This is a genomic window from Cohnella sp. GbtcB17 (assembly GCF_019091135.1).
Taxonomy (GTDB): Bacteria; Bacillota; Bacilli; order Paenibacillales; family Paenibacillaceae; genus Cohnella.
This window is the reverse complement of record NZ_JAGXJW010000035.1, coordinates 44,962-57,501: the sequence shown is the minus strand read 5'-3', so window position 1 is coordinate 57,501 and position 12,540 is coordinate 44,962. Positions and strand designations below refer to the sequence as shown.

The following is a 12,540-nucleotide window of genomic DNA, read 5'->3' as shown; positions in this document are numbered from 1 at the left end:
CCTGCGGCGTTCGATCGCAATCGACGAACGGACGCGGATGGTGGCGAACGGCGACGAAATTGACATCCATAAGCCGTTCACTTATATTGTGCGAAGAAGAACCTATGAGAGTACGGAGTTGAAGCGCATGAGCGGGGGCGGACGCAATCGGCAGGGCAAGCCGAAGCAGCATAAGGGACAGCAGCAGGGAAGCCGGGGAGCGGCGCAGGGCTCGCGCTTCGGCGACGACGCGAATCGGCAGCGGGGCCGGGGCGGTTCGGGAGCGGGCAGAAACGGAACCGACCGTCCGAGGGCGGATCGCAGCGCCCGAGACGGCGGGCGGGGGCAGTCGAGACAGGAGGCTTCCCGAGGCTACGCCGGCACCGGACGCGGAAGTGGCGGAGAAGCTAGAAGCCGTCCGAAAGGAAATCCGTCCGCGCTGGCCGGCATGAGCGATTCCTTGCTCAAGCTGGGGAGACGCAAGGCGGAATGGATGGAGCTTCGCCTGCCGGGCGAGTTGGCTGCGGCGCCGCTGCCGCAAATTATGAAGCATACGCCGCTCGCGCCGAAGCTCGTTTCGAAGCTTGCGCAGACCAAAGGCATTGTGCAGCAGGGGGCTTCGCTCCGGCTTGCGCTGTTTCCGCGCGAGACACGCGATTTTCCGCCGGATTGGATGGAGCTGAACGTCCTGTACGAGGACGACTTCACGCTTGTCGTGAACAAGCCGTCCGGCTACGAAGTTCATCCGAGCGAACGAGGCCAACGGGGCACGCTGGCGCACGGCGTCGCCGCATACTACGAGATGACAGGGCAGGACGTGCGGATCAGGCATATCCACCGGATCGACAAAGAGACGACGGGGCCCGTACTGTACGCCAAAAACGAATTTGCCCACTATCAATACGACAAGGCGATGCGGGAAAAAGAGATCGAGCGCATTTATCTCGCGCTGGCTGAAGGAGAACTGGCGCAGGAGCGGGGCACGATCAACCTGCCGATCGGACAGGACCGTCACCATTCTACGCGTCGCCGTGTGAGCGAGACCGGCGATCCGGCCGTCACGCACTACGAGGTCGTCGAGCGATTTCAAGGCTACACGCTTGTCCGCCTGCGTCTCGACCCGGGGCGCTCCCATCAGATCCGCGTGCATCTCGCCGCGATCGGACATCCGCTTGCCGGCGACGGCCTTTACGGCGGCAAACGCACGGTGATCTCCCGGCAGGCGCTGCACGGCGAACGTCTCATCTGGCCGCATCCGTGGACGGGCGAGCGGCTGTCGGTCAGAGCTCCACTGCCGGCGGACTTCGAGGCGGCGCTGGCCAAGCTGCGCGCATAGGATATGGAATAATACGCTTGCATCTTTTCAGCGCAAAAGGTATGTTATAAGCAATGACATAATTGCAAGGTCCTGAAGCACAGGCCGTTCACCGGAGCATATCCGGCGGGCGGCCTGTTTTTATTTTCTCAGAAGGAGGACTTAAAGATGGACACGAAGTCGAATACGGCGTTCGAGCGCGCATACGACGAAATGATGGAGAGAGCGATTAAGGCGAGCACGGGGGAACGGAAGCGCAGGTTGCTGCTGGACCGGTTCAACGAGAAGCTGCTGGCTCAAAACGTGTGGTGGGAGGTAAGAGGCGACCTGGAGGGCTTGATTCCGGAGATGGAGATCAGAGATTTGAAGGACGGAACGCGCTTTAGCAACTACGGCTTTCTCCATCCGATCCCGCGCCCCAAAGGCTTGCTGATGGAGGCGGATGCCTTCGGCATGCATTTGCGTGACGTGAGTCGGTGGCAGTATGCCGACAACCTGGAGAGACAGAACCATTTGCTTATCGACGGCTGGCATCTGCTTCGCTTTTCGCGCGACGACATGATCGAAAAGCCGCGACGCTGCCAGCAGACGCTGATCGCTGCGCTGTCGGCATGGGGCTTATCGCTCCTAAGGACCGACCAAGGCTGAACGTGTACGAGCGGGCGATACTGCACTATGCGCGGGAGCGCGCGGATCGCATAAGGCTAGGTGAGCTGTCCAACGATATTCAGGTTAGTCACCCTAAGCTTAAAGTAGCTTTGTTACAACTTGAAAAGAAGGGACTCGTTGAGTTGAAATGGTCGCAGGGAAGCAAGCTTATGCAATTTTATGCGAAGTGAAAATTGAATCAGACAAAGTATGCACGTAGATCGACAGTTGGCGAGACCAAGAGAAGTATCCAGCCCAAGTATGCACGTAGATCGACAGTCAGCGAAACCGCGAGGAGTAACCAGCCCAAGTATGCACGTAGCTCGATAGTTGGCGAGGTTGCGAAGAGTAACCGGCCCAAGTATGCACGTAGATCGACAGTCAGCGAAACCGCGAGGAGGAACCAGCCCCAGTATGCACGTAGATCGATAGTTGGCGACACCGCGAAGAGTAACCGGCACAAGTATGCACGTAGATCGACAGTCAGCGAAACCGCGAGGAGTAACCAGCCCAAGTATGCACGTAGATCGACAGTCAGCGAAACCGCGAGGAGTAACCAGCCCAAGTATGCACGTAGATCGACAGTTGGCGAAACCGCGAGGAGTAACCAGCCGAAGTATACACGTAGATCGACAGTCAGCGAAGCCGCGAGGATTAACCAGCCCAAGTATGCACGTAGATCGATACTTCGCGGATCCCCCCGCACACACCAAAAATCCCCCGCCTCCCGGCAGGGGATCCGCTTAAACTGTCCAAGCCTTCAGCGGCACAAGGCCGCCGTCATCAGATAGGCGATGGTCGATTCGGCGCCGCAGTTGACGTTGGGGCCGTTTTCCTGGAGGCCGTCGCAGCCGCTGCCGTCGCTTGCGTCGGCCATGATGGCGCCGAGGTCGTTGTCGCCGAAAAACCATTGGAGGCAGCGATTGCGCGCGGACCGCAGCTGCGCCGCGTAGTCGGCGACCTCGATCGCGTGGGCGTCGGATTCGCTGGCCGTTGTGGCTGCGCCGCGGTCCTCGACCTGACCGTCATCCGTCTCAGCGCGGACGGCGAGCGCGATGCCTACTTCCGGCGCCCGGATGGAGCCGTTGCCTCGGAAGCCGCCGTTGCCGCGGTCTCCGCCCGGCGATCTCGCATTGGCAGAGCCCCCCTTTGCCGGGGCCCCTTGATCGTACGCAAGCAGCAACGCAACGCCCTGCTTGCCCGCTTCCTCGAGCGCGACCGCGCCTTCCTCGAGCGCCAGCGCCAGCTTGAAAATTTCGAGCGGCTGCTGGTCCCATTTGCTGCTCCTCGAGCGCGTGCGCCAGCCGGAATTGCCGATCGGGCGGAACCAGCCTTCTTCCGCGGTCATGGCCGCCTGAAGAGAGGACAGGCTGTCGAGGCCGATCTCCAGCGCTTCCGGCGCGTGGGTCACCCGGTAGGACCGCAGCAGCGCCCAAGGCAGCACGCCGTTGCCGTAGCTCATCTGCGTTTCGAACCAGCGCCATTCGGCGTCCGAATGACGAAGGAACGACTCGATCAGCTCGTCTTGGAAACGGACGACGTGCGTCTTGAGCTGCTCGCGCCAGCCCGGCTTGAAGGCGATCGCGCCAGCGCGCTCGCTCTCGAGCGCATGCGCGCACGCCGACAGCGCGTAGGCTTTGCCGCGCAGCGAACCGAGCTGTCCGAGCGTGGGCATTGCGCATTCGAACATCGATCTCGCGGCGTCCTTGTGCGAGTCGGGCAGCCCGACCCAGGCGCTGACGCATGCCCAGATCGATCTTCCCTGGCAGTCGTACGACACCGATTCCGCTTCGGGAGAGCGATCGTACGCGACGTTGTTGTGCCACCAGCCGTCTTCTTTTTGCTGCCACAGCATGAACGACAAGTAAATGGAAGCGAGCTCGAGCAGCTGTATGCGGTCCGACTCGCTTACTTCGGCGCCCGGGACGTCCCGCAGCCATTCGGTGACTGTCCAGAGCGAACGTGCATTATCGTCCGTCGTATAACCTTCGCCTCTGCGCGGCGTGCGTCCGAGCGCATGCTCGAGCAGTCCCGTATCGTCCGTCATTCTCCGCAAATGGGTAAAAGAGGGCGGATGGCTCCGCCCCTTCGGGTTATATAACATCGGCCATCCTCCAACGTTTCTCCGCAGCGGTCCGTTCCAGCAGCTGCAGGTATTCTTGGCCTACGACCGGCCATTGCATGCTTTTTCCGATTTCGGCAACCCTTGTCTCGCACATCTTGAGCTTCTCCGGATAAGAGAATAGCTCGATGAGCTTCACGCTCCAAGCTTCAATGTCGCCATAAGGGAGCAGGAGCTCCTCGCAGCCTTGAAGCAGATCTTTGGCGTAAATATAAGGCGTGCTGAGCACCGGGCGCCCTAGACCGACCGCATATGCCAGCGTGCCGCTCGTAATTTGCTGCATGCCGGGATACGGCGTCACGTACAGATCGCATGCCTGCAGCAAAGAGGTGAGCTCCTCTTCCGGGATATAACGATCGATCATGCGCACATGGTGCTGCAGACCGAGCTCTTCGATGAGGGCGTTCAACTCCTCCCGGTATGCCTCGCCCTCGTGCTTGCGCACTTCGGGATGCGTTTGACCGGCCAGGACGTAGAGCAGATCGGGCACGGCCTTGACCGCGGCAGCCATGGAGCGGAGGATCAGCTCTACGCCTTTGCTGCGGCTGAGCAGACCGAATTGGAAGACGACCTTGCGCTGCTCCCAGCCGTATTCGCTGCGTGTGCGGATCCGGTCCGCTTTGCTCGGAACGGGCGTTCCGTGCGGAATATAGGAGATTTTCTCTAGCGGAATGCCGAAGTTGTCGTTCAAATAGCCGATCGCCTTGCGATTCATGACATGAATGCGATCGCTTCGCTTGGCGATTTCGGCTTGAACGGCAGCATAGGGCTCCTGCGGGTTTTCAAATACGGTATGAAAGGTCGTGACGACCGGCTTGTTCAGCCTGCTCAGCAGCTCTAGCGCGTAGGAGCCGGCCTCTCCGCCGAAAATCCCGAATTCATGCTGCAAGGAGACGATGTCGACGGCGCTCCGGTTCAAATAGTCCGCCATCTTGCGATATTCTTCTTTGTCGTTTTTAAGAAGGGGATAATGCCAGCTTTCATTATAAAGTTCCAGCTCGTCTTCGTTGCACATGGCAATGATCGGATCCGGAAAAATGCCGTTGTGGGCTACCCGAACCGCTTCCCGAAGATGGTGCGTGTATGTGGCCAGGCCGCATTTCTTCGGTACGTAGGTGCTCACATAGGCGATTTGAAAAGTTTTTGGACTCATTAATGTCGCACCTCCAGCTTGTAGTAGCGAATTTGCCGACTTCATAGCGCAGCTTCGGCGACGGTGGTGCCCAAGCCGAATGCATATCCGTTGAGCAGCGACGAATCGCCGACGACAGATCGCGAAGGGAGGATCGTCCTTGCGATTCGGGCCTCACGGCCGATCTCGCAACGCGAGCCGATAACCGTATACGGCCCGACGATCGATTTGTCGCCGATTGTGGCATGCTCTCCGATTACGACGGGAGGTACGAGCAGCACGCCTTTTCCGATGACCGCGCCTTGGCCGATCCAAATGCCTTGTTCGTTCATTTCCGTACCGCTGATCGAAAGCGGAAGCTTGCGGTCAAGCAGGTCCCAGTGAAGCTGGGCATAGCTCTCGGGCATGGTTGCAAATGTACAAAAGTTGTCCGGTATGTAGCCGGATATCTTGCTTCCATTGCCGATCAGGAGAGGAAATGTTTCGTTTTCCAAAGAGACGTGTCGACCTACAGGGATGAGCGACAGCGCGGATTTACTCATCATGTATACGCCCGAGTTGAGAAGGATAGACGGCGCATTCTGCGTGCTTGGCTCTTGGACGAGCGAGAGGACGTCTCCATCGGATCCGACCTGTACGATGCCGTACGGCGAATCGCGTCTGCCAGACGTCAGGCACATCGTGACGATCGCAGCCCGATCGTCATGGTACGCCATGGCCTGGTCGAGGCGAAAAGCGTGAACGGCAGCGGGATGCAAGACGACGAACCGGTCCTGAAGCAGCGGCTCCGCCAGCTTGATCGTACCCGCCGAGCCGAACTGTTCCCAACCGGTCTGATAGACGACTCGCACGCCGAATCGAGATCCGTCTCCGAGCAGCTCCGCCAAATCTTCCTGATCCTGCCGGCCGACCGCGACGACAATTTCTTGGACGCCTTGATCGCGGCCCAGCGTGACCCAATGCTCGATCCAAGGGAGATTGACGATCGGAGTCGTCCATGCTCCCAAGCCATCTGCCGCCGGATTCGCGCCGAGTAACAATGCTTGCATGGACTTGTCGACCTCCGTAACGGGGATTGCCATGGCTGATACGGCGCAAGCGGCATGTACATTAATTAACGCATTTTGACGTCCGATGAAACAGGAATTGTCAGAAATTCATTCCTTTCGCATGGATTTTCCGAACAATCCTGGCGCAGGAGGGAAGCAAAAAGGCAACCGCAGCGGGAGATCCCGCGGCCGATTGCCTTTTTGCGATCGGGTCTGTTTGACTGTGACGAAGGGTTAACGCTACTTATATAAGTGCTCTATTCGGCGCATTTATTCAGTAGCGGCGCCTTCGCTGTGCGTTCATCGCTGTTATAAATTCCGGCGACGGCCAAAGATCAGCGAAACGACGAACAGAATCAGGAACAAGAAGAAGAGGAACTTGGCTACGCCGACTGCGGCGCCGACGATGCCGCCGAATCCGAAGATGGCTGCGACGATGGCGACGAGCAAGAAGATAAACGCCCAGTATAACATAAGAACGCCTCCTAAGTATGAATGATAATCATACCTTGCGGGATCGTGGCGGGTCGGGGTGGTCGAGCTTTCATGGAGCGACTCTACCGCCTTGCCGAAGGACGCTTCGATCGTTTCGCGAATTTCAGTTCGTCCTATCGGCTCCCGCTAGTTTCGAGCGTCGGTATGATCTTGCTGCATCCTTACCACTGCCCCAACCGGCTGAATCACCTGCAAATCAAGGCAAATTAATCCTACATTAACTTCTTGAAATTACGCACGGGGGCGCCGAGCTTCTCGTTTCCGAGAGGGGGCATACGTCGTTTCGCCGTCTGCCGGCAAGGGTAATTGACGATAGGCAAGAGACAATCGAAATTCCCTTGAAAGGAAGGTGATACGCATGAGCAACCAGGCATTGATGGCTTGGAGCGTCGTCGTCGTCGCGATCAGCTTCGCCGCCCTCTGCGTATACTTGATCGTCACCTTGAAGGCGGCCCGGGAGACGCTGGTCTCCGTCCAGGGCACGATCAAGGAAGCGAATCAGACGGTAGGGATGCTGCATACGAAGGTTGAGGACTTGACCAACAACGTCAAAGTCATCTCCGAGGACGTGAAAAACAAGATTCGGTCGACGGACGACTTTTTCCAGGCCGCTCGCAATGCGGGCGTGACGCTGAAGGAAACGACGGGAGCCGTGAAGGACATCTCCTCGACGCTCTCCCGCGCGGTCAGACAGCAGGTCGCCGCGCTGGAGCCCGGTCCGGAGAACAAGAAGACTTGGACCGAATGGTTCAAGATCGGCATGAACGTCGTATCCGCGATCCGCAGCGCCAAGCAGCAGAACAAAGAAGAAAAAGCGATCGTTGCCGCCGAACGGCAGGAAGAGGAACACCGCTTGTACGACAGCGCGGCGTATGTCCCGGAGCCGTTTCAGCCCGGCTCGCACAGGGTATATAACGGACACAGTCACAACTGAAAATCGATTGAAGGCAAGTCGTCGCCGATCGGCTTCGACAAAGATAACGAGGAACGAACGATAAGGAGGAATCGACATGGACAGGGCTTATGCCAAGTTGGTTAACAACGGACTCGAAGCGTTCGACACGGTCAAGGATCTGCACCGCCAAGGCTACCGGGAAGAGGAGATTTACGTGCTGGCACACGGCGAGAGCCGTACGGACCGGATCGCGGACGTCGCGAACGCCAACACGATCGGCGCCTCCGAAGAAGGCGTCATCCAATCCGTCGCGAATCTGTTCAGGGATCGGGGCGACGAGCTGAGGGCCAAGATCAAGGCGCTCGGGTTCGATTCCTCCGAGGCGGAGCAGTACGAGGCAGAGCTTGATCGCGGCAAGGTGCTCGTCCTGGCGAAGCATTGATGTTGAGATTGCGCGGCTCGCCTTGCGAGATTAGGAAGCTTGGTTGACGGGAATAAGGAATGAGAGGCATTCGCCTGCTCATTCCTTATTCCCGTTTGCCGGCATTGCTTTACAGCGGGCTATGGGCTGAGATAACTTTAACGTATGATATACGCGAGGAGAATTGGACAATGAGCATTTTGGTCGTAGACGACAATCCGATGAACGTGATGGTTGTCCGGGAGATGCTGAACCGGTCGGGCTACGAGGACGTGCAGATCGCCTATTCAGCCGATGAGATGTTCGATATACTAAGATCGGACAATCTAGGCGCTCAGGCGCCTACGTCGATCAATCTGATTCTGCTTGATCTTATGATGCCCGGCATGGACGCCATCGAGGCCTGCGCCTTGCTCCAGAAGGACGAGCGCCTTCGCGATATTCCGGTCATCATGGTGACTGCGATCGGCGACTCGCGCAAGCTCGCTGAGGCGCTGGACGCCGGCGCGTCGGACTACGTGACGAAGCCGATCAACAAGATCGAGCTGCTGGCGCGGATCAGGTCCGCCCTTCGCCTGAAGAGCGAGCTCGACTGGCACAAAGAGCGGGATCGGCGGCTGCATGAGGAGCTGAGCCTCGCCAGGCAGGTTCAGGAGGCGGTTATGCCCAACGACGTCGACGGCGACAACCTGAGGGTGCAAGCATTCTTTCGTGCCTCCGAGGGGCTGGCGGGAGATCTTTATTCCTGGCATGCGCTCGATTCGAAGCATTACTTGATCGCGATCATGGACGCCATGGGCCACGGGATCTCTTCCTCGCTGATCAGCATGTTCACCGCTTCCGTGCTGCACGAGGCAATGCGTACGACGGTCACCCCGAAGCGTATCGTGCACGAGCTGAACAGGCGCTTGCTGCAGTTGCAGTACGAGAACGAGATGGTTCAATACTATTGCACGGGCATATGCGCCTGGATCGATCTGGAGAACGGAATTATCGAATACGTCAACGCCGGCCATCCTCCGGGCCTTATCACACGAGGAGACGGCGGTACGCAGCAGCTTTACGCGACGGCGCCGCCGATCGGCATGTTCGAGCAAATGGACGTGCAGATGGAGACGGCAAGCATCCGGACAGGAGACGTGCTCCATCTCTTCACGGACGGGTTGCTCGATTTGTTTCCCGGCGACATGGAGCAGCGGATCGAGCAGCTCACGGGCACGATTCTGGAGGCCGGAGGCGACCACAAGGCGCTGGAGAGCCTGCTCGTCCAGGAGTCGCTGGACCGGCGGCCGGACGATCGTTGCCTGGTCAGGGTCGAAGTTAAAAAAACTCATCGTTGATGGCGGTTTAGCGACGTCGCAAACATTTTTACATAGCGAGCCGCAAGAGGCGTAAGCCTCAAGGCAGGCAGGACGGTGAACGACGGCGATTCATAAAAAGCGTGGTGTTACATTGACGGATTTTTTAGATATTAGCCCCTATGACGAGCGCCTGGAAAAAATCGAAATCGAAAGTCTACTCGAGGCGCTTTTCAAAAGGTACGGCTACGATTTTCGCAATTATGCCTATCCGTCGTTGCGGCGCCGAATATGGCACCGCGCCTCGATCGAACAGCTCGGGACGATTTCCCTGCTGCAAAATCTCGTGCTGCACGATCGCGACGCGTTCGAACGGCTGCTGTCCGATCTGGTCATTCCGGTCACGGAGATGTTCAGAGACCCGGGCTTGTTCCAGATTCTTAGAGCGCGGGTGATGCCGATCCTGAAGGAGGCTTCCTTCATTCGCGCCTGGCACGCGGGCTGCGCGACCGGCGAGGAAGCCTACTCCATGGCCATTCTGCTGGATGAGATCGGGATGCTGAATCATTCGCGCATCTATGCGACGGACATCAGCGAGGCGAGTCTGCAGCGCGCCAGACAAGGCCTGATCTCGCAGGAACGGATGACCCTGTACGCGCATAACTACGAGCAGTCCGGCGGGAAGGCGCCCTTCGCGTCTTTTTACGAAACGAATCACGGACAAGCGATGCTGCATGCCAAGTACCTCGAACGAATCGTTTTCGCGGAGCACAATCTGGTGACGGATCGCTCGTTTAACGAGTTTCAGATCATCTTTTGCCGGAACGTCATGATTTACTTCGACAACGGGCTCCGCGAGCGGGTTCATACGCTGTTGTACGAAAGCTTGTCGCCGGGCGGCTTTCTCGTTCTCGGCAACAAGGAATCGGTCGCCTTCACGAGCTTCGCCGGACGCTACGAGACTTGGAACGACGAGTACCGGATCTATCGCAAGCCGCTTTGAGGCGCGTCGCGGAAGCGGCGTGCGCGGTTCAAAGCGCCATCCCTCGGGTAAAATTACAAAAAGGCGATGCGTTCGTTTGCCGCCTACAAGGAGGGAATGGCCATGGGAGTCACGATCGGCATTTTTGAAAGCGAGCAACGCGTGTTGGACGCCGTGGAGCTGCTTCGCGCGAACGGCGCGCACAAGGACGGCGTGCGCGTCATCGTCAAGAGCGAGGAAAACGTGCCGCTGCTCACTGCCAGCGAAGCGATCCAGGTCGAGAGCATCACCGGCATCCAGGAAGCCAGAGATCGTTCCTACGGCGATCGCGACGGCGACGGTTCGTCGTGGGGAGACGATGGCGTGCTCCCGCTTCCGGCGGCCGGCCTCCTGGCGACGCCGGGGGTTAGCGGCACCGGCGGTTACGCCGGCGGCGTCGTGCCTGCGGGCTTGGCTGCGGCCGGCTTGGCCGGGCGGGGCGGCAGCCTGCTGGACCTGGACGGCGACGGACTGCATACGGACGACGTGCTGGCCGATCTGGGCCTGCCGGACGGCGATGCGGGAAGACTGGCCGACGAAGTCAACGGCGGCCGCTATCTTGTCGTCGTCGACGATCGTCCCGACGATCAGGCGGGCAGCCTGCTAAGCCAGGCGGGAGCTGTCGAAGTACTTAACTGACGGCGAGGGTCGTCGCAAAAAAAGAACCGGTCTTCTGCTACTGCGGCAGGCCGGTTCTTCGACTGCGGAGTCCGACGAGCTCGGCCAGCATGCTGGTCTTGCCTTGAAGCGCCTCCGTCAGTATGCCGCTTGCTAGCATACTGTACACCGCTCCGTTGCCGCCGTACCCAAGCGCTACATATCGCCCTGGACGCTCCGGATCTTCGCCGATCAAAGGCAGATCGTCCTCAGATTCGCAAAAGGCGGCATTCCAGGCGTACTCCGTTTCCAGCGACAATTCGGGAAACAGCTTGCGGGCTTCCGCGAGGAGCCGGTTCGCCTGCTTGTTCAAGGCGCTCCGGTCCGCTATCGGTTCGCGAATATTTTCATCGAAGCCGCCGATCACGACGCGGCCGTCCCGCGTCGTCCGGGCATACAAATAAGGCCTTGCCGTTTCCCACAGCAGCCATCTTTGGTGCCAATCGGCGAGCGACGGTACGACTCGCGTCGCGATAGCACTGGTGCGGGCATACTTGATAGCGAGATGGCCGAGGCCGGCGATCTCGGGACGGTAGCCGACCGCGTAGATGACGGACGAAGCGCGCACCGTACCGTGCGAGGTATGACACGCCAAATCGCCCTTCGGTCCTTCGACGGACTTCAGGGACGTATTTTCGTGGATGCGGGCTCCTTTTTCCGCGGCTCGTTCGGCGAGTCTGACGGACAGGCGGTACGGATTCAGTTCGCCGTCGCCGTTCGTCACAAGAGCCGCGGGTTTGGCGAAAGGGAAAATCGCGCGAAAGTCAGCCTGCTCCAGCCAATCGACGCTGAAGCCCCTGGCGCGAAGTGCTTCGTATTCCGTCTTGAGCTTGGGCACGTCAGCTTCGGAGCTGGCAAAGTAAAGGCTGCTGCGGCGTTTGAACGCCACGTCGTCCGGGAGCGTCTCCGCAAGCTGGCCCAGCCGTTCCACGGCGTTTTTGCAGGCCCGGTAAAAATGAGCGGCACGTTCCTCGCCTATGCGGGACAAGAGGTCGGACAGCATGATATCATTGGAGTATTGAAGCAACCCGGTGCTGGCGGCGGAACTGCCTCCGCCGATTCGTCCTTCGTCGATCAGAACGACGGAGAGGCCTGCCGCAGTCAATGCGTCGGCCGTCAACGTACCGGTCAAGCCGCCGCCGACGATCAACACGTCGCACCGCGCGGATCGGCCGGATAGGGACGGATAACGGGGAGGCTCGCCGCCGCCGGCGAGCCAGAGCAAAGAACCGTAATATAGCGGGTGCAATCGAACGCCTCCGTCAGATGGGATTCGTCCAAGTATATCCTAAAGAGACGTTCGTTAGACGAGCGGCAGCAGGTAGTAGATAATCAAGTACAGTACGCCGAAAAAAATGATCAAATATGCGGCATACTTGATGAAGGTCGACCAAACCATGCTGGAATCCGACTTTTCCTGCACCTCGTGCCTTTCGATGTCGACGTCCTTGTTCATCATGTTCAGCTCCTTCGCGTATTTTTTATCCTGAGCTGGGATATGCTTCTTT

13 protein-coding genes are annotated in these 12,540 nt (G+C 58.8%); 7 read left to right on the top strand and 6 right to left on the bottom strand.

The features are described 5' to 3' along the window. The first annotated feature begins 127 nt into the window (after nucleotides 1-127). Both KVT38_RS19540 and KVT38_RS19535 read left to right on the top strand, forming a co-directional pair. Nucleotides 128-1,315, top strand: coding sequence for an RluA family pseudouridine synthase (locus KVT38_RS19540; protein ID WP_254639354.1), 1,188 nt, complete (start codon nucleotides 128-130; stop codon nucleotides 1,313-1,315). Between the two features lie 147 nt (nucleotides 1,316-1,462). Beyond that, nucleotides 1,463-1,942, top strand: a complete 480-nt coding sequence (locus tag KVT38_RS19535) for a hypothetical protein (protein WP_217595420.1) — start codon at nucleotides 1,463-1,465, stop codon at nucleotides 1,940-1,942. 760 nt (nucleotides 1,943-2,702) lie between these two features. Here KVT38_RS19535 and KVT38_RS19530 read toward each other — a convergent pair. The 4 genes from KVT38_RS19530 to KVT38_RS19515 all read right to left on the bottom strand — a co-directional run bounded on the left by KVT38_RS19530 (nucleotide 2,703) and on the right by KVT38_RS19515 (nucleotide 6,719). Continuing rightward, entirely contained in the window at nucleotides 2,703-4,046 is a 1,344-nt protein-coding gene (locus tag KVT38_RS19530) for a hypothetical protein (RefSeq protein WP_217595419.1), read from the bottom strand. After that, nucleotides 4,036-5,217: a glycosyltransferase family 4 protein gene (locus tag KVT38_RS19525; protein WP_217595418.1), complete on the bottom strand. Its 1,182-nt coding sequence runs from the start codon at nucleotides 5,215-5,217 to the stop codon at nucleotides 4,036-4,038. The genes KVT38_RS19530 and KVT38_RS19525 overlap by 11 nt, the downstream gene beginning before the upstream one ends. Nucleotides 5,218-5,258: 41 nt before the next feature. Beyond that, a complete protein-coding gene (locus tag KVT38_RS19520; protein ID WP_217595417.1) occupies nucleotides 5,259-6,245 on the bottom strand; it encodes a nucleotidyltransferase family protein in 987 nt (328 codons plus the stop codon). Nucleotides 6,246-6,554: 309 nt separating this feature from the next. Further along, entirely contained in the window at nucleotides 6,555-6,719 is a 165-nt protein-coding gene (locus tag KVT38_RS19515; protein WP_090108542.1) for a DUF1328 domain-containing protein, read from the bottom strand. Nucleotides 6,720-7,098: 379 nt separating this feature from the next. On the opposite strand from KVT38_RS19515, the gene KVT38_RS19510 reads away from it, so the two are divergent. From KVT38_RS19510 to KVT38_RS19490, 5 genes are all read left to right on the top strand, one after another. Then, nucleotides 7,099-7,674 carry a DUF948 domain-containing protein gene (locus KVT38_RS19510; RefSeq protein ID WP_217595416.1) on the top strand — a complete coding sequence of 192 codons (576 nt, stop codon included), beginning with the start codon at nucleotides 7,099-7,101 and terminating at the stop codon, nucleotides 7,672-7,674. A gap of 76 nt (nucleotides 7,675-7,750) precedes the next feature. After that, nucleotides 7,751-8,077, top strand: coding sequence for a YflT domain-containing protein (locus KVT38_RS19505; RefSeq protein WP_217595415.1), 327 nt, complete (start codon nucleotides 7,751-7,753; stop codon nucleotides 8,075-8,077). Nucleotides 8,078-8,247: 170 nt separating this feature from the next. Continuing rightward, on the top strand, nucleotides 8,248-9,396 hold the full coding sequence (locus tag KVT38_RS19500) for a PP2C family protein-serine/threonine phosphatase (RefSeq protein ID WP_217595414.1): 1,149 nt from the start codon (nucleotides 8,248-8,250) through the stop codon (nucleotides 9,394-9,396). A gap of 112 nt (nucleotides 9,397-9,508) precedes the next feature. Next, on the top strand, nucleotides 9,509-10,357 hold the full coding sequence (locus tag KVT38_RS19495) for a CheR family methyltransferase (RefSeq protein ID WP_217595413.1): 849 nt from the start codon (nucleotides 9,509-9,511) through the stop codon (nucleotides 10,355-10,357). A 102-nt stretch (nucleotides 10,358-10,459) separates the two neighbouring features. Further along, nucleotides 10,460-11,014 (top strand): general stress protein, encoded by a 555-nt coding sequence (locus KVT38_RS19490; protein ID WP_217595412.1) that lies wholly within the window; start codon nucleotides 10,460-10,462, stop codon nucleotides 11,012-11,014. Between the two features lie 37 nt (nucleotides 11,015-11,051). Here KVT38_RS19490 and KVT38_RS19485 read toward each other — a convergent pair whose 3' ends face one another. Both KVT38_RS19485 and KVT38_RS19480 read right to left on the bottom strand, forming a co-directional pair. Beyond that, a complete protein-coding gene (locus KVT38_RS19485) occupies nucleotides 11,052-12,281 on the bottom strand; it encodes an NAD(P)/FAD-dependent oxidoreductase (RefSeq protein WP_217595411.1) in 1,230 nt (409 codons plus the stop codon). 54 nt (nucleotides 12,282-12,335) lie between these two features. Continuing rightward, nucleotides 12,336-12,491 carry a hypothetical protein gene (locus KVT38_RS19480; RefSeq protein WP_217595410.1) on the bottom strand — a complete coding sequence of 52 codons (156 nt, stop codon included), beginning with the start codon at nucleotides 12,489-12,491 and terminating at the stop codon, nucleotides 12,336-12,338. Between the last annotated feature and the right edge of the window lie 49 nt (nucleotides 12,492-12,540).